Raw genomic sequence first — 14,212 nt, 5'->3', positions numbered from 1 at the left:
AGTCCTTCTGGTCGGGGGCTTCGTCGTTGTCAGCCACTGCGTCAGTTGCCCGCGACGTCCTTCACGGCCACGGTCACCGGCACATTGCCGGAGATGACTTCGAGGGTCAGGCCCGCCGTCGCCGGAGTGTCCAGCAGCTCCAGGATCGTGGCGGCCACGTCGTCGCGCGGGATCGGCCCGCGGCCCGTCGAGGCGGCGAGGAGGACCTGTCCGTTGCCCGCGTCGTTGGTGAGCATTCCGGGGCGCAGGATCGTCCAGTCGAGCGCGGACCGGGAGCGTACGTCGGCGTCCGCCGCGCCCTTCGCCCTCAGGTAGACGTCGAACACCTCGTCGCCGGGGTGGTCGGGGTCGGCGCCCATGGAGGAGACGACGATGTACCGGCGTACGCCCGCGGCTTGGGCCGCGTCGGCGAACAGGACGGCGGCGCCCCGGTCGACGGAGTCCTTGCGGGCGGTGCCGCTGTTCGGTCCGGCGCCTGCCGCGAAGACGGCCGCGTCGGCACCGCGCAGCACCTCCGCGGTCTCATCGACGGAGGCCGATTCGAGGTCCAGCACGGCGGGTTCGGCGCCGATATCGGTGAGTTCCTGGCTCTGTTGGGGGTTGCGGATGATCCCTACGGCTTCATCCCCGCGTGCGGCGAGCAGCCGCTCCAGCCGCAGTGCGATCTGTCCGTGTCCACCTGCGATGACAATGCGCATACCTCCGACCGTACGCCCGGAGGCCGCCCCGTGCTCAGCTCTTGGGCCCGGCACCGGAGTCGGGTCGTCCCTGACGGGGGAGATCGGGGCCGGCGTCGGTGTCGGAGTCGCAGTACTCGCGTACGGCGCTGGTGCGCGCGACGACCCGGCCGCGGTGGATGACGATCCGGCTGTAGGCGAGGGAGAGCACGGCGGAGAGCCGATCACCGCGTACGGCGAGGAGTTCGGCGGGGAAGCCCGCCTCCACGCGGACGTCGGGCAGGCCGAGGGCGGCGCGCGCGGTGGTGGAGACCATGGCGTAGGCGTGTTCGGCGCGCAGACCGTGCTGCGAGGCGAGGAGGTACGCGGCTTCGAGGGGGTCGCCGCGGCCCACGGGGTTGGCCGTGTCGCGGAGTGCGCCGCTTCCCGCCGCCACGCGTACGCCCGCGGAGCGCAGGAGGCGTACGGGGGCGGTCGTGCGGCGCTCGGATCCGGCGCAGCCGCCCTGGGGGAGGCAGACGACGGTGATGCCGGCGGCGGCCAGCTGGTCGGCGGCGCGGGTCGCGGTCTCCAGGGGGAGGTGGGCGAGGCCGGCGCACGGGCCGAGGGTGACACCGGGGCGCAGACCGCCGGCCATGGCGGCGAGACGGGCGAGGCGGGTCGGGTCGTCGCCGTCGGTGTGCAGGTCGACGGGGCAGCCGTGTTCGGCGGCGACCTCCAGGACGGCCGCGGTGTAGCCGGTGGGGTCGGGGTCCAGGTCGGGGCAGCCGCCGACGACCGCGGCGCCCATCTTCACCGCGTCGCGGAGCATGGCGAGGTTGTCGGCCCCGGCGACGCCGGTGAGGAGGCGGGGGACGGCGACGGCGGTCAGGTCGGCGAGGCCGCGCAGGGCCCGCCGGGTCTGCAGGACGGCCTCCAGCGCGGCGAGGCCCTGGACGTCGCCGATGCGGACGTGGGCGCGCAGGGAGGTGGCCCCGTGGCCGAGCTGGAGGAGGGCGGCCTCGGTGGCGCGGCGCTGGATGTCCTCGGCGCGGTGGGAGGCGGGCCCCGGACCGTCCGGCCCGGTGCTGTCGGCCGTCAGGGCGGTGTCGCTGTGGGCGTGGGGTTCGGCCGGGGCGGGGAGCAGGAGGTAGCCGCGCAGGTCGATGCGGGGGCCCCGGGTGGCGAGGCTGCCCGCGGTGCCGACGGCCTCGATACGGCTGCCGCTGAGGCGTACGTCGACGGCACGGCCGTCGGTGAGGCGGGCGCCTGTCAGGACGAGGGCGGGGGCGGGGTCGGTGGTGGCCGCGTCGGCGCTGTCGGGCGCGTTGTCGTCGGGCCGCCGCGGCTGGCTGTCAGGCATCGCGCTCCTGGGAGGGGTGCAAGATCACACGGAGTGGGTCGAGCCTAGGGGCGTGCGCGGGCGGCTTCCGGGAGGAGCGCAATAGTCGTACCGGTGCGCCTGTGCCGACCCGGGGAGGGGCTCCGTCCGGAAGAGGGCACGGGGTGGATCAAGGCCTGATCAGGGGGTGTGGACGGACCCGGACCGACGGCCCGAGCAGGGTGCCGAAACGGATTTGGGCGATCGGCCGGGGACCGTGTAATGTCTTCCTCGCTCGCCCCAATAGCTCAGTCGGTAGAGCGTCTCCATGGTAAGGAGAAGGTCTGCGGTTCGATTCCGCATTGGGGCTCTGGTGATCGGGAAACCCCGCTTCGGCGGGGGGACTCATCATCAAAGCGGTGTAGCTCAGTCGGTAGAGCAAGCGGCTCATAATCGCTGTGTCACCGGTTCAAGTCCGGTCACCGCTACTAACGGTAGCCGATTGTTGGGTCGGTCCTTCGATCGGCTACTCTTTTATGCGTTCATCCGTCCATCGTCCGTCCAAGGAGCACTCACGTGGCTGCCACCGACGTCCGCCCGAAGATCACGCTGGCCTGCGTGGAGTGCAAGGAGCGGAACTACATCACCAAGAAGAACCGGCGTAACAACCCGGACCGTCTTGAGATGAAGAAGCACTGCCCGCGCTGCAACTCGCACACCGCGCACCGCGAAACGCGCTGAATCAGGCTCGTACACGAGGCCGTCCCCTCTGGGGGCGGCCTCGTGTCGTTGTACGGGGCGCGTCCCCGCAGGGGCGTGCCTCTTATTCGTCTTTCCATCAGGAGGTAGCGAGCTCATGGCGCTCGACCAGTCCTTCGTGGGGCGGACGTATCCGCCCACCCCGGCGTACGAGGTCGGCCGGGAGAAGATCCGCGAGTTCGCCGAGGCGGTGGGTGACAGCCATCCGGCGTACGTCGATGTGGAGGCGGCCCGCGCGCTCGGCCATCCCGATGTGATCGCGCCGCCCACTTTTGTCTTCTCGATCACCTACCGGGCCGCCGGCGAGGTGGTGCAGGACCCGCAGCTGGGCCTGGACTACAGCCGGGTCGTCCACGGCGACCAGAAGTTCTCGTACGTGCGTCCCGTGCGGGCGGGGGACCGGCTGACGGTCACATCCACGATCGAGGCCATCAAGTCCCTCGCGGGCAACGACATCGTGGACATCCGCGGGGATGTGCACGACGAGGCCGGCGAACTGGTGGTCACGGCGCTCACGAAGCTGGTGGCACGCGCCGCCGAGGAGGCGTGATGACGGCGAAGGTCTCTTACGGATCGGTCGAGGTCGGCACGGAGCTGCCCGCACAGTCGTTCCCGGTGACGCGGGCCACGCTCGTGCAGTACGCGGGCGCGTCGGGCGACTTCAACCCGATCCACTGGAACGAGAAGTTCGCGCTCGAGGTCGGGCTGCCGGACGTGATCGCGCACGGCATGTTCACGATGGCCGAGGCGATCCGCGTGGTCACCGACTGGGCCGGGGATCCGGGCGCGGTCGTCGACTACGGCGTGCGGTTCACCAAGCCGGTCGTCGTGCCCAACGACGACAAGGGCGCGCTGATCGAGGTCAGCGGCAAGGTCGCGGCCAAGCTGGACGACAACCTGGTCCGGGTGGACCTGGTGGCCGTGTGCGACGGCAAGAAGGTGCTGGGCATGTCCCGCGCCGTCGTCCGGCTCGCCTGAGGCCCGCGAGGAAGCCGTACGGCCCTCCGGGCCCCGCCTGGAGCCCACGCGCAACCTGTACGGTCCGTGGCCCCGCCCGAGCGGCGGGGGCACGGACCGTACTCTTGTCCCCGTGCAGGAACTCCACGATGCCCCCCTCGCCCCCCTGACCACCTTCCGGCTCGGCGGCCCCGCCACCCGCCTCCTGACGGCCACCACCGACGCCGAGGTGGTCGCAGCCGTCCGCGAGGCCGACGCGAGCGGTACCCCGCTGCTGGTCATCGGCGGCGGGTCCAACCTGGTCATCGGCGACAAGGGCTTCGACGGCACTGCACTGCGGATCGCCACGAAGGGATTCACGCTCTCCGGCACGTCGCTGGAGCTGGCGGCCGGTGAGCCCTGGACCGACGCCGTGGCCCGGACCGTGGAGGCGGGTCTCGCGGGCATCGAGTGCCTGGCCGGAATTCCGGGCTCCGCGGGCGCGACACCCATTCAGAACGTCGGGGCGTACGGCCAGGAGGTGTCCTCCACCATCACGGAGGTCGTCGCCTACGACCGGCACACCCGGGAGACGGTGACCCTTCCGAACGCGGAGTGCTCCTTCTCGTACCGGCACAGTCGCTTCAAGGCCGAACCCGACCGCTTCGTGGTGCTCCGTGTCCGATTCGAGCTGGAAGAGGCAGCCGGTCTCTCCGCGCCCCTCAGGTACCCGGAGACCGCCAGGGCCATGGGCGTCGAGCAGGGCGAGCGCGTTCCCGCCTCTGCCGCCCGGGAAACCGTGCTGCGGCTGCGCGCAGGCAAGGGCATGGTGCTGGACCCGGACGACCACGACACCTGGTCCGCGGGGTCCTTCTTCACCAACCCGATCCTCGACGCGGCCGCGTTCCAGGACTTCGTGGCCCGGGTCCACGAGCGCCTCGGCCCGGACGTGACCCCCCCGGCGTTCCCCGCCGAGGACGGCCGCACCAAGACCTCGGCGGCCTGGCTGATCGACCGGGCCGGCTTCACCAAGGGGTACGGCAGCGGCCCGGCCAGGATCTCCACCAAGCACACCCTCGCCCTCACCAACCGCGGCGAGGCCACCACGGAGGACCTCCTCGCGCTGGCCCGTGAGGTCGTCGCCGGGGTCCACACGGCGTTCGGCGTCACCCTGGTCAACGAGCCGGTGACGGTCGGCGTCTCCCTATAAGCGTGCGCGTGACCCTATGAGGCGGCTCAGTAGGCGACGCCCACGCCCTGCTTCACGGCCGCCGGGTCGTCGATCAGCCCCAGCATCGCGTGCGCCACATCGGCCCGGGAGATGGCCCGGCTGCTGACGGGCGCGCCGCCCACCACCTTGCGGTAGGTGCCCGTGCGCGGCCCGTCCGTCAGCTTCGGAGGCCGTACGGAGGTCCAGTCCGTGGCACTGCGCTCCAGCGCGGCCTCCATCCGCGCCAGGTCCGCGTACAGCTCCGCCAGAACCGCCCCGACCGCCTTGCGCGCCAACCGGTCCACCAAGGGCTCACCTGCCGGTACCGGACCGACCGGCACCGCGCTCACCACCAGCAGCCGGCGCGTCCCCTCGGCCTCCATCGCGTCGATGATCCGCCCGGTCAGCCGCTCGGCGACGCCGTTCGCCTTCCTGCCGCGCGAACCCAGCCCCGAGAGAACAGCGTCCCGCCCCGCCACCGCCGCCCGCGCCACCGCCGGATCGTCCAGCCGGACGACAGCGTGCATCGCCGCGCGATCCAGCGACTCCGGGAGCCGGTCCGGGTCGCGGACCACGGCCGACACCTCGTGGCCCGCCGCCAGCGCCTGCCTCACGAGCTCCTGACCGATGCCGCCGGTCGCTCCGAACACGGTGATTCTCATAGCGCGCCCCCTGGTGGGTGAGTGTTCACTAACCTCTAGGATGGGTGGCTTCCCACCCGAGCGTCAAGATTTCCGGGTCACGGCCTGTTGGAGCACACATGGATCAGAAGCCCGCCCGCGTCCGGATCGTCGACGCGGCGCACGAGCTGATGCTCTCCATCGGCCTCGCCAGGACCACCACCAAGGAGATCGCCAAGGCGGCCGGCTGCTCGGAGGCAGCGCTCTACAAATACTTCTCCGGCAAGGAGGAGCTGTTCGTCACCGTTCTCGCGGAGCGGCTGCCCCGGCTCGGGAACCTCCTCGGAGACCTGCGCGCAGGCGAGGGCAGCGTCGAGGGCAACCTCACCGACATCGCCCGAGTGGCCGCCCTGTTCTACGAGCAGACCTTCCCCATGGCCGCGTCCCTGTACGCCGAACCTCAGCTCAAGCGCCGCCACGAGGAGGGCGTGGGCGGACTGGAAGCCGGGCCCCACCTGCCGATCCGGCAACTCGACGCCTATCTGCGCGCCGAACAGGGCGCGGGCCGGATCCGGGCCGGCGCGGACACCTACGCCGCCGCCTCCCTGCTGCTGGGCGCCTGCGCCCAGCGGGCCTTCGCCTACGCCGCGCTCCCGGGTGGCGAGCCCCCGCAGCCCCTGGACGACTTCGCCGCCTCCATCGCCCGCACCCTGCTGGGCGGGATCAGCTAGCCAGCCAGTCGTCGATCCCCGACAGCAGCTTGTCCCGTACGTCGACGGGCGCCGCCGATCCGCGCACCGACTGGCGGGCCAGCTCGGCCAGCTCCGCGTCGGTGAAGCCGTGGTGGCGGCGGACGAGCTCGTACTGCGCGGCGAGACGTGAACCGAACAGCAGCGGATCGTCCGCGCCCAGCGCCATCGGCACGCCCGCGTCGAACAAGGTGCGCAGGGGTACGTCCGCGGCCTTCTCGTAGACGCCGAGCGCCACATTGGAAGACGGGCAGACCTCACAGGTCACCTGGCGCTCGGCCAGTTGTGCCAGCAGCCGGGGGTCCTCGGCGGCCCGGACCCCGTGGCCGATGCGCGAGGCGTCCAGGTCGTCGAGGCAGTCGCGCACGCTGGAGGGGCCCGCGAGCTCCCCACCGTGCGGGGCCGCCAGCAGACCCCCCTCACGGGCGATGGCGAAGGCCCGGTCGAAGTCGCGGGCCATGCCGCGCCGCTCGTCGTTGGAGAGCCCGAAGCCGACGACGCCCCGGTCCGAGTACCGCACGGCCAGCCGCGCCAGGGTGCGGGCGTCCAGCGGGTGCTTCATCCGGTTGGCGGCGATCACCACGCGCATCCCCAGGCCGGTGTCCCGGGCCGCGCTGTCCACCGCGTCGAGGATGATCTCGATCGCCGGGATCAGTCCGCCGAGCAGCGGGGCGTACGAGGTGGGGTCGACCTGGATCTCCAGCCACCCGGAGCCGTCCGCGACGTCCTCCTGGGCGCTCTCGCGGACCAGGCGGTGGATGTCCTCGGGGGACCGCAGGCAGGACCGGGCGATGTCGTAGAGCCGCTGGAAACGGAACCAGCCGCGCTCGTCGGTCGCCCGCAGTTTCGGCGGCTCACCGCCGGTCAGCGCGTCGGGGAGGTGGACCCCGTACTTGTCGGCGAGTTCGAGCAGGGTGGTGGGCCGCATCGACCCGGTGAAGTGCAGGTGCAGGTGGGCCTTGGGCAACAGACGTACATCACGCTCCATCGGAAGATCCTGCCGCACGGGCGGGCCGCAGCGGAAGCCGCTTTCCTCTTTGGAGTGGGGCTGGGACGAAAAGAGCCCCCGGCCGCCTCGGCCGGGGGCACAATTCCGCGGGCTGTCAGGCCTTGGCCTCGCCCAGCAGCTTCTGGAGCCGGGAGACGCCCTCGATGAGGTCGTCGTCGCCCAGTGCGTAGGAGAGGCGGAGGTAGCCGGGGGTGCCGAAGGCCTCGCCCGGTACGACGGCGACCTCGGCCTCGTCCAGGATCAGGGCGGCGAGCTCGACCGAGTCGGCCGGGCGCTTGCCGCGGATCTCCTTGCCGAGCAGGCCCTTCACCGACGGGTAGGCGTAGAACGCGCCCTCGGGCTCCGGGCAGAGCACGCCGTCGATCTCGTTGAGCATCCGCACGATGAGGTTGCGGCGGCGGTCGAAGGCGGTGCGCATCTCCGCGACGGCGTCCAGCGGGCCGGAGACCGCGGCGAGCGCGGCGACCTGGGCGACGTTGGAGACGTTGGAGGTCGCGTGCGACTGGAGGTTGGTCGCGGCCTTGACGACGTCCTTCGGGCCGATGATCCACCCCACCCGCCAGCCGGTCATCGCGTACGTCTTGGCGACGCCGTTGACGACGATGCACTTGTCGCGCAGCTCGGGCACGATCGCCGGGAGCGAGGTGAACTTCGCGTCGCCGTAGACGAGGTGCTCGTAGATCTCGTCGGTCATGACCCAGAGGCCGTGCTCGACGGCCCAGCGGCCGATCGCCTCGGCGTCGGCCTCGCTGTAGACCGCGCCGGTCGGGTTGGACGGCGAGACGAAGAGGACGACCTTGGTCCGCTCGGTGCGCGCGGCCTCCAGCTGCTCGACGGAGACCCGGTAGCCGGTGGTCTCGTCGGCGACGACCTCGACGGGGACACCGCCGGCGAGACGGATCGACTCGGGGTAGGTGGTCCAGTACGGGGCGGGGACGATGACCTCGTCGCCCGGGTCGAGGATCGCGGCGAAGGCCTCGTAGATGGCCTGCTTGCCGCCGTTGGTCACCAGGATCTGGCTTGCGTCGACCTCGTAGCCGGAGTCCCGCAGGGTCTTCTCTGCGATGGCGGCCTTGAGCTCGGGGAGCCCGCCGGCCGGGGTGTAGCGGTGGTACTTCGGGTTGCGGCAGGCCTCGACCGCGGCATCGACGATGTAGCCGGGGGTGGGGAAGTCGGGCTCGCCGGCACCGAAGCCGATCACCGGGCGCCCGGCGGCCTTGAGAGCCTTGGCCTTGGCGTCGACGGCGAGGGTCGCGGACTCGGAGATCGCACCGATGCGGGCGGAAACCCGGCGCTCGGACGGAGAAGTTGCAGCGCTCATGGGCCCCATGCTCCCAGACCGGAAAACCCGTCGGCACACGGGTTTCAGGGACCGGACAGGACTCGTACGGGAACCGGACAGGACCGGTCGGTAGTTGTCTGTTCGACGCAGAGCCGCCGAGCACGTACACTCACCTGTCGTTGGCCTTCACCAGCCGCACCGTTCCTGCACCCGGGCACCGGGAAAGATGCGGTAGGTTGGTGGAAACCACCAAAGGGTCGTAGCTCAATTGGTAGAGCACTGGTCTCCAAAACCAGCGGTTGGGGGTTCAAGTCCCTCCGGCCCTGCTACACACTCCTTCGCCAGGATGTGTGCGCATGTACGTACTTCATTGCACAGCCGTGCGGCTCCACCGGGCGCGGCACGGCCACGACCCGGAATCAGGTGAGTAGCGTGACGGACGCCGTGGGCTCCATCGACATGCCTGATGCTGAGGATGAATCCCCCGAGTCGAAGAAGAAGACTCGGAAGGGCGGCAAGCGCGGCAAGAAGGGTCCTCTGGGCCGGCTCGCGCTGTTCTACCGCCAGATCGTCGCCGAACTCCGTAAGGTTGTTTGGCCGACTCGCAGCCAGCTGACGACATACACCAGTGTGGTGATTGTGTTCGTCGTTGTCATGATTGGTCTTGTTACCGTTCTTGACACGGGATTCGCGCGGGTCATCAAGTACGTCTTCGGCTGAGCCGGCGGAAGGCGTCCGACCGGCGCCCCCACCGCACGTTCCACCCCTTTGTATCCAGGAAGAAGCAGCCATCGTGTCTGACCCGAACCTGAACGACGCCGTCGAGCCCGAGGCTGGCGCCTTCGAGTCCGCCAAGGACGAGCTCGGCATCGTTGAGGCTGCTGATTCCGAGAAGCCCGATCAGGCCGAGGCCGCTGTTGACGCCGTCGCGGACGAGACGGTCGAGGCGGACGAGGACGCCGCGGTCGCCGAGGACGCGGAAGCCGTCGAGGCCGACGACGAGGCCGAGGCCGAGGCCGACGACGAGAGCACGGACGACGACGAGAGCGCGGACGAGGAAGAGGCCGAGCCGGCCGCCCCCGTCGACCCCGTCACCGCCCTGCGCGAAGAGCTTCGCACCCTGCCCGGCGAGTGGTACGTCATCCACACGTACGCCGGTTACGAGAAGCGCGTGAAGGCCAACCTGGAGCAGCGCGCCGTCTCCCTCAACGTGGAGGAGTTCGTCTATCAGGCCGAGGTGCCTGAAGAGGAAATCGTCCAGATCAAGAACGGCGAGCGCAAGAACGTCCGGCAGAACAAGCTCCCCGGCTACGTGCTGGTGCGCATGGACCTGACGAACGAGTCCTGGGGCGTCGTGCGGAACACTCCGGGCGTCACCGGCTTCGTGGGCAACGCTTACGACCCGTACCCGCTGACCCTGGACGAGATCGTCAAGATGCTCGCCCCGGAGGCCGAGGAGAAGGCCGCCCGCGAGGCCGCCGAGGCCGAGGGCAAGCCGGCTCCGTCCCGCAAGGTCGAGGTCCAGGTGCTCGACTTCGAGGTGGGCGACTCGGTCACCGTCACCGACGGCCCGTTCGCGACGCTGCAGGCCACGATCAACGAGATCAACGCCGACTCGAAGAAGGTCAAGGGCCTCGTCGAGATCTTCGGCCGCGAGACCCCGGTCGAGCTCAGCTTCGACCAGATCCAGAAGAACTAGCGCTTCCGCCGGTTTCTGGACACATGCCTACCCAGCAGGTCAGAGGGGCTTCGCAGCCCGTCTGACCTGCTTGGTTTTTGGTCGCACAGCTATACCCGTTATCGTTGTGCGGTATGCCTCCATCCGGATGACCGGAATCGGCGGCGAAACACTCTCATAGGACCCGGAGAGAGCAATGCCTCCCAAGAAGAAGAAGGTCACGGGGCTTATCAAGCTCCAGATCAACGCCGGTGCGGCGAACCCGGCCCCGCCGGTCGGCCCCGCGCTCGGTCAGCACGGCGTCAACATCATGGAGTTCTGCAAGGCCTACAACGCCGCGACCGAGTCGCAGCGTGGCATGGTCGTGCCGGTGGAGATCACGGTCTACGACGACCGCTCCTTCACCTTCGTCACGAAGACTCCGCCGGCCGCCAAGCTGATCCTCAAGGCCGCGGGTGTGGACAAGGGCTCCGGCGAGCCGCACAAGACCAAGGTCGCCAAGCTGACGGCTGCCCAGGTCCGCGAGATCGCCACGACGAAGCTCCCCGACCTGAACGCCAATGACCTCGACGCCGCGTCGAAGATCATTGCCGGCACCGCCCGTTCCATGGGCATCACGGTCGAAGGCTGATTCAGCCCCGCAACCCCCAGTGGTAGGACCAAGCGCTGGTCCGTACCACGACTCCACACTCTGAAAACACAGGAGTAGAAGTGAAGCGCAGCAAGAACCTCCGCGCTGCGGACGCCAAGATCGACCGGGAGCGTAACTACGCCCCGCTCGAGGCCGTCCGTATCGCCAAGGACACCGCCTCCACGAAGTTCGACAGCACCGTCGAGGTCGCCTTTGCCCTGGGTGTCGACCCGCGCAAGGCCGACCAGATGGTCCGTGGCACCGTGAACCTCCCGCACGGCACCGGTAAGACCGCCCGGGTCCTGGTCTTCGCGACCGGTGACCGTGCTGCGGCCGCGGAAGCCGCTGGAGCCGACATCGTCGGCGCCGACGAGCTCATCGACGAGGTGGCGAAGGGCCGTCTGGACTTCGACGCCGTCGTCGCGACCCCGGACCTCATGGGCAAGGTCGGCCGCCTGGGCCGCGTGCTCGGTCCGCGTGGTCTGATGCCGAACCCGAAGACCGGCACCGTCACCCCCGACGTCGTGAAGGCTGTCAACGACATCAAGGGCGGCAAGATCGAGTTCCGCGTCGACAAGCACTCGAACCTGCACTTCATCATCGGCAAGACCTCGTTCGACGAGACCAAGCTGGTGGAGAACTACGCAGCGGCGCTGGACGAGATCCTCCGTCTGAAGCCGTCCGCCGCCAAGGGCCGCTACATCAAGAAGGCCACGCTGGCCACCACGATGGGCCCCGGCATCCCGCTGGACGCCAACCGCACCCGCAACCTCCTCGTCGAGGAGGACCCGGCCGCCGTCTGAGCCACCGTGCTCACCCGGTAGCCGCGTCGTACGCGTGCACTGTGTGAACGGGCCCCGCACCTTTCGAGGTGCGGGGCCCGTCCTCGTATCCGGAGGAAGAAACCGGGAGCACCGGTGACTGCCGGTGGCCTGTGCCAGTGTGGGACGGGACGGCAGGACGATACGAGGGGTGGACCGGTCGGATGAGGACGAGCACGTTACGGCGCGTGGGTACGGGGGCCGCAGCGGTGGCCCTGATGGCGGTGGCGGCCTGCAGCGGCGGAGGCAGTGGCTCCGGTACGGCGGGGAAGCCGGCCGGGACCGGAGGAGCGGCCGAGGCGAGTTCCGTCGCGGCGCTGCAGCAGATCCGGGAGAAGACCGGCACCGTGCGCTCGGCCCGGATCGAGGGCACCACCGAGATGGGCGACACCGTCTCCATGAAGCAGACGGGGACCATCGGCTGGGCGGACGGTCTCTCGGGCTCGCTGACCATCACGTACACCGGCGGCACCATGGCCGAGGCCCTCAAGCAGGGCGGCGGCGACGGAACGGTCCGGGCCCGCTATCTCAAGGACGAGTACTACGCCAACATGGGCGACGCCTTCGCGGCGAACGTCGGCGGCAAGCACTGGGTCCGGTACGCCTACAAGGACCTCGCGGAGCTCGGCGGGCCCGCGGGCGACGTCCTGGAGGAGCAGGTGCAGAACAGCACCCCCGAGCAGGGCGTGAAGGCTCTGCTGGCCGCAGGGGACGTCAAGAAGGCCGGCCGGGAGGACGTCCGGGGCGTGTCCGCGACGCGCTACTCCGGCACGGTCGACGTGGCGGAGCTGACCGGGCGGAACAGCGCTCTGGACGCCGAGCAGCTCGCAGCCTTCAAGGAGCAGCTCTCCGCCGCCGGTGTCACCACCCAGACCGTCGACATCTGGGTCGACAGGAACGATCTGCTGGTGAAGAAGACCGAGCGCGGCGAGACGGCGGGCGGCGCGTTCAGCTCGACGGTCTTCTACAGCGACTACGGCACGGAGGTCTCCGTGGAGAAGCCGCCGGCCGCCGACACCGTCGACTTCAAGGAGATCCTGAAGCAGCAGGGCGCCGGTCCCTCCTGACCTCCGGCTAAACCTCCCGCACCGGGGCGGGCAGCGCCGGATTTGCCCGGCGCGCCCCCGGTCGCGTACTCTCCACAAGAAGCCAAAGACCGCTGGTCGTCACTGCGCTCTCGCAAGAGGGACAGTGACCGAAGGTTCCGCTAGATCGGACGACCTGCGCAGGTGACTGTGGAACTGCTCCCGGACTCTGTCCGGTCGAGCCGCGCCCTGGCACTTGTGCTGGGGCGTTTCGTCTTTCCCGGCCCCTTCTGAGCGGTCCTCATCACCCGGAAGGAGGCCGACGCTCATGGCAAGGCCCGACAAGGCTGCCGCGGTAGCCGAGCTGACGGACCAGTTCCGCAGCTCGAACGCCGCCGTGCTGACCGAGTACCGGGGTCTCACCGTGGCACAGCTCAAGGAGCTGCGCCGTTCGCTCGGTGAGAACGCCCAGTACGCCGTGGTGAAGAACACGCTGACCAAGATTGCGGCCAACGAGGCCGGGATCGACACGCTGGACGACCTGTTCTCGGGTCCGACGGCGGTTGCCTTCGTCACCGGTGACCCGGTGGAGTCGGCGAAGGGTCTTCGTGACTTCGCCAAGGACAACCCCAACCTCATCATCAAGGGCGGTGTCCTTGACGGTAAGGCGCTGTCCGCCGATGAGATCAAGAAGCTCGCGGACCTCGAGTCCCGCGAGGTTCTGCTCTCCAAGCTGGCCGGTGCTTTCAAGGGCAAGCAGACTCAGGCTGCGCAGCTCTTCCAGGCACTGCCGTCGAAGTTCGTCCGCACCGCGGAAGCGCTTCGCGCCAAGAAGGAAGAGCAGGGCGGTGCCGGTACTCCGGCTCCCGCCGAGGCCGCCGAGTAATTTCGCTCAGCGGTCCAGCGGGCTCCACGTACGCCCGCCGACATATACATCCGGCACCTGCCGAATAGTGGAAGGACGCCTATCATGGCGAAGCTGTCCCAGGACGACCTGCTCGCGCAGTTCGAGGGCATGACCCTCATCGAGCTCTCCGAGTTCGTCAAGGCCTTCGAGGAGAAGTTCGACGTCACCGCCGCCGCGGCCGTCGCCGTCGCCGGTCCGGCCGGCCCGGGCGCCGTTGCCGACGCCCCGGAGGAGCAGGACGAGTTCGACGTCATCCTCACCGGTGCCGGCGAGAAGAAGATCCAGGTCATCAAGGTCGTGCGTGAGCTGACCTCGCTGGGTCTCAAGGAGGCCAAGGACCTCGTCGACGGCACCCCGAAGCCGGTCCTCGAGAAGGTCGCCAAGGAGGCCGCCGACAAGGCTGCCGAGTCCCTCAAGGCCGCCGGCGCTTCCGTCGAGGTCAAGTGACTTCGAGAGTCCTCTGACTCTCCCGAGGCTGTCCCCGCCGTAAGGCGGTGACGTCACCTCACCGAAGGGCGATCACCCATCCGGGTGGTCGCCCTTCGGCGTACCCGTGGCGGCTGCCTTGAACTTCCGCCGGTGACGAGTAGGGTGATCTTCGCCGTGCG

General features: G+C 69.7%; 17 protein-coding genes and 3 tRNA genes. 15 read left to right on the top strand and 5 right to left on the bottom strand.

The features are described from left to right. Window positions 1–41: 41 nt before the first annotated feature. Both ACK8N7_RS14215 and ACK8N7_RS14210 read right to left on the bottom strand, forming a co-directional pair. Window positions 42–698, bottom strand: a complete 657-nt coding sequence (locus tag ACK8N7_RS14215; protein WP_403216499.1) for an SDR family oxidoreductase — start codon at window positions 696–698, stop codon at window positions 42–44. Window positions 699–732: 34 nt separating this feature from the next. Then, entirely contained in the window at window positions 733–2,019 is a 1,287-nt protein-coding gene (locus tag ACK8N7_RS14210; RefSeq protein ID WP_500442587.1) for an amidohydrolase family protein, read from the bottom strand. A 255-nt stretch (window positions 2,020–2,274) separates the two neighbouring features. Between ACK8N7_RS14210 and ACK8N7_RS14205 the strand changes: the two genes are divergently transcribed. From ACK8N7_RS14205 to ACK8N7_RS14180, 6 genes are all read left to right on the top strand, one after another. Continuing rightward, window positions 2,275–2,347, top strand: a tRNA-Thr gene (locus tag ACK8N7_RS14205). A gap of 45 nt (window positions 2,348–2,392) precedes the next feature. After that, a tRNA-Met gene (locus ACK8N7_RS14200) sits at window positions 2,393–2,465 on the top strand. A gap of 88 nt (window positions 2,466–2,553) precedes the next feature. Continuing rightward, a complete protein-coding gene (gene rpmG, locus ACK8N7_RS14195; RefSeq protein ID WP_003956487.1) occupies window positions 2,554–2,718 on the top strand; it encodes a 50S ribosomal protein L33 in 165 nt (54 codons plus the stop codon). A 115-nt stretch (window positions 2,719–2,833) separates the two neighbouring features. After that, complete coding sequence (locus tag ACK8N7_RS14190) at window positions 2,834–3,286, top strand: MaoC family dehydratase N-terminal domain-containing protein (protein ID WP_015610683.1); 453 nt, start codon at window positions 2,834–2,836, stop codon at window positions 3,284–3,286. Further along, window positions 3,286–3,714: a MaoC family dehydratase gene (locus ACK8N7_RS14185; RefSeq protein WP_356747764.1), complete on the top strand. Its 429-nt coding sequence runs from the start codon at window positions 3,286–3,288 to the stop codon at window positions 3,712–3,714. Before ACK8N7_RS14190 ends, ACK8N7_RS14185 begins: the two co-directional genes overlap by 1 nt. Window positions 3,715–3,826: 112 nt before the next feature. Beyond that, window positions 3,827–4,882 (top strand): UDP-N-acetylmuramate dehydrogenase, encoded by a 1,056-nt coding sequence (locus ACK8N7_RS14180; RefSeq protein ID WP_403216503.1) that lies wholly within the window; start codon window positions 3,827–3,829, stop codon window positions 4,880–4,882. Between the two features lie 26 nt (window positions 4,883–4,908). On the opposite strand, the gene ACK8N7_RS14175 is transcribed toward ACK8N7_RS14180, so the two are convergent. Further along, window positions 4,909–5,544 carry an NAD(P)-dependent oxidoreductase gene (locus ACK8N7_RS14175; RefSeq protein ID WP_500442584.1) on the bottom strand — a complete coding sequence of 212 codons (636 nt, stop codon included), beginning with the start codon at window positions 5,542–5,544 and terminating at the stop codon, window positions 4,909–4,911. Between the two features lie 98 nt (window positions 5,545–5,642). On the opposite strand from ACK8N7_RS14175, the gene ACK8N7_RS14170 reads away from it, so the two are divergent. Then, window positions 5,643–6,233, top strand: coding sequence for a TetR/AcrR family transcriptional regulator (locus tag ACK8N7_RS14170; RefSeq protein WP_403216507.1), 591 nt, complete (start codon window positions 5,643–5,645; stop codon window positions 6,231–6,233). Here ACK8N7_RS14170 and ACK8N7_RS14165 read toward each other — a convergent pair. Next, window positions 6,226–7,239, bottom strand: a complete 1,014-nt coding sequence (locus tag ACK8N7_RS14165; RefSeq protein ID WP_403216509.1) for an adenosine deaminase — start codon at window positions 7,237–7,239, stop codon at window positions 6,226–6,228. The two genes, ACK8N7_RS14170 and ACK8N7_RS14165, sit on opposite strands and share 8 nt — an antisense overlap. Window positions 7,240–7,354: 115 nt before the next feature. Then, entirely contained in the window at window positions 7,355–8,581 is a 1,227-nt protein-coding gene (locus ACK8N7_RS14160) for a pyridoxal phosphate-dependent aminotransferase (protein ID WP_015610689.1), read from the bottom strand. A 214-nt stretch (window positions 8,582–8,795) separates the two neighbouring features. On the opposite strand from ACK8N7_RS14160, the gene ACK8N7_RS14155 reads away from it, so the two are divergent. The 8 genes from ACK8N7_RS14155 (at window position 8,796) to rplL (ending at window position 14,051) form a co-directional block, all read left to right on the top strand. Continuing rightward, window positions 8,796–8,868: transfer RNA gene (locus ACK8N7_RS14155), tRNA-Trp, on the top strand. 106 nt (window positions 8,869–8,974) lie between these two features. Continuing rightward, complete coding sequence (gene secE / locus ACK8N7_RS14150; protein WP_403216511.1) at window positions 8,975–9,262, top strand: preprotein translocase subunit SecE; 288 nt, start codon at window positions 8,975–8,977, stop codon at window positions 9,260–9,262. A gap of 73 nt (window positions 9,263–9,335) precedes the next feature. Continuing rightward, a complete protein-coding gene (gene nusG, locus ACK8N7_RS14145) occupies window positions 9,336–10,241 on the top strand; it encodes a transcription termination/antitermination protein NusG (RefSeq protein WP_500442581.1) in 906 nt (301 codons plus the stop codon). 175 nt (window positions 10,242–10,416) lie between these two features. Then, complete coding sequence (gene rplK / locus ACK8N7_RS14140; RefSeq protein WP_015610692.1) at window positions 10,417–10,851, top strand: 50S ribosomal protein L11; 435 nt, start codon at window positions 10,417–10,419, stop codon at window positions 10,849–10,851. Window positions 10,852–10,931: 80 nt separating this feature from the next. Continuing rightward, window positions 10,932–11,654: a 50S ribosomal protein L1 gene (rplA, locus tag ACK8N7_RS14135; protein ID WP_015610693.1), complete on the top strand. Its 723-nt coding sequence runs from the start codon at window positions 10,932–10,934 to the stop codon at window positions 11,652–11,654. 182 nt (window positions 11,655–11,836) lie between these two features. Continuing rightward, the gene (locus ACK8N7_RS14130) at window positions 11,837–12,739 is read left to right on the top strand and encodes an SCO4651 family lipoprotein (RefSeq protein ID WP_403216513.1); all 903 of its coding nucleotides are present in this window, start codon (window positions 11,837–11,839) and stop codon (window positions 12,737–12,739) included. Between the two features lie 286 nt (window positions 12,740–13,025). Next, a complete protein-coding gene (gene rplJ, locus ACK8N7_RS14125) occupies window positions 13,026–13,583 on the top strand; it encodes a 50S ribosomal protein L10 (RefSeq protein WP_007445921.1) in 558 nt (185 codons plus the stop codon). Between the two features lie 84 nt (window positions 13,584–13,667). Beyond that, window positions 13,668–14,051, top strand: a complete 384-nt coding sequence (rplL, locus tag ACK8N7_RS14120; protein ID WP_032756468.1) for a 50S ribosomal protein L7/L12 — start codon at window positions 13,668–13,670, stop codon at window positions 14,049–14,051. The last annotated feature ends 161 nt before the right edge of the window (window positions 14,052–14,212 follow it).

The organism is Streptomyces griseobrunneus, assembly GCF_046713465.1.
Lineage (GTDB): Bacteria > Actinomycetota > Actinomycetes > Streptomycetales > Streptomycetaceae > Streptomyces > Streptomyces microflavus.
Note: the sequence above shows the minus strand (reverse complement) of the source record. Positions and strands in the feature narration are given on the sequence as shown.

Coding starts and splice junctions, on each gene's coding strand:
- ACK8N7_RS14185 (WP_356747764.1), top strand. CDS start 3,286: ATGACGGCGAAGGTCTCTTACGGATCGGTCGAGGTCGGCACGGAGCTG.
- ACK8N7_RS14210 (WP_500442587.1), bottom strand. CDS start 2,019: ATGCCTGACAGCCAGCCGCGGCGGCCCGACGACAACGCGCCCGACAGC.
- ACK8N7_RS14130 (WP_403216513.1), top strand. CDS start 11,837: ATGAGGACGAGCACGTTACGGCGCGTGGGTACGGGGGCCGCAGCGGTG.
- ACK8N7_RS14165 (WP_403216509.1), bottom strand. CDS start 7,239: ATGGAGCGTGATGTACGTCTGTTGCCCAAGGCCCACCTGCACCTGCAC.
- rplK (WP_015610692.1), top strand. CDS start 10,417: ATGCCTCCCAAGAAGAAGAAGGTCACGGGGCTTATCAAGCTCCAGATC.
- rplJ (WP_007445921.1), top strand. CDS start 13,026: ATGGCAAGGCCCGACAAGGCTGCCGCGGTAGCCGAGCTGACGGACCAG.
- ACK8N7_RS14160 (WP_015610689.1), bottom strand. CDS start 8,581: ATGAGCGCTGCAACTTCTCCGTCCGAGCGCCGGGTTTCCGCCCGCATC.
- ACK8N7_RS14175 (WP_500442584.1), bottom strand. CDS start 5,544: ATGAGAATCACCGTGTTCGGAGCGACCGGCGGCATCGGTCAGGAGCTC.
- rplL (WP_032756468.1), top strand. CDS start 13,668: ATGGCGAAGCTGTCCCAGGACGACCTGCTCGCGCAGTTCGAGGGCATG.
- ACK8N7_RS14170 (WP_403216507.1), top strand. CDS start 5,643: ATGGATCAGAAGCCCGCCCGCGTCCGGATCGTCGACGCGGCGCACGAG.
- ACK8N7_RS14190 (WP_015610683.1), top strand. CDS start 2,834: ATGGCGCTCGACCAGTCCTTCGTGGGGCGGACGTATCCGCCCACCCCG.
- ACK8N7_RS14215 (WP_403216499.1), bottom strand. CDS start 698: ATGCGCATTGTCATCGCAGGTGGACACGGACAGATCGCACTGCGGCTG.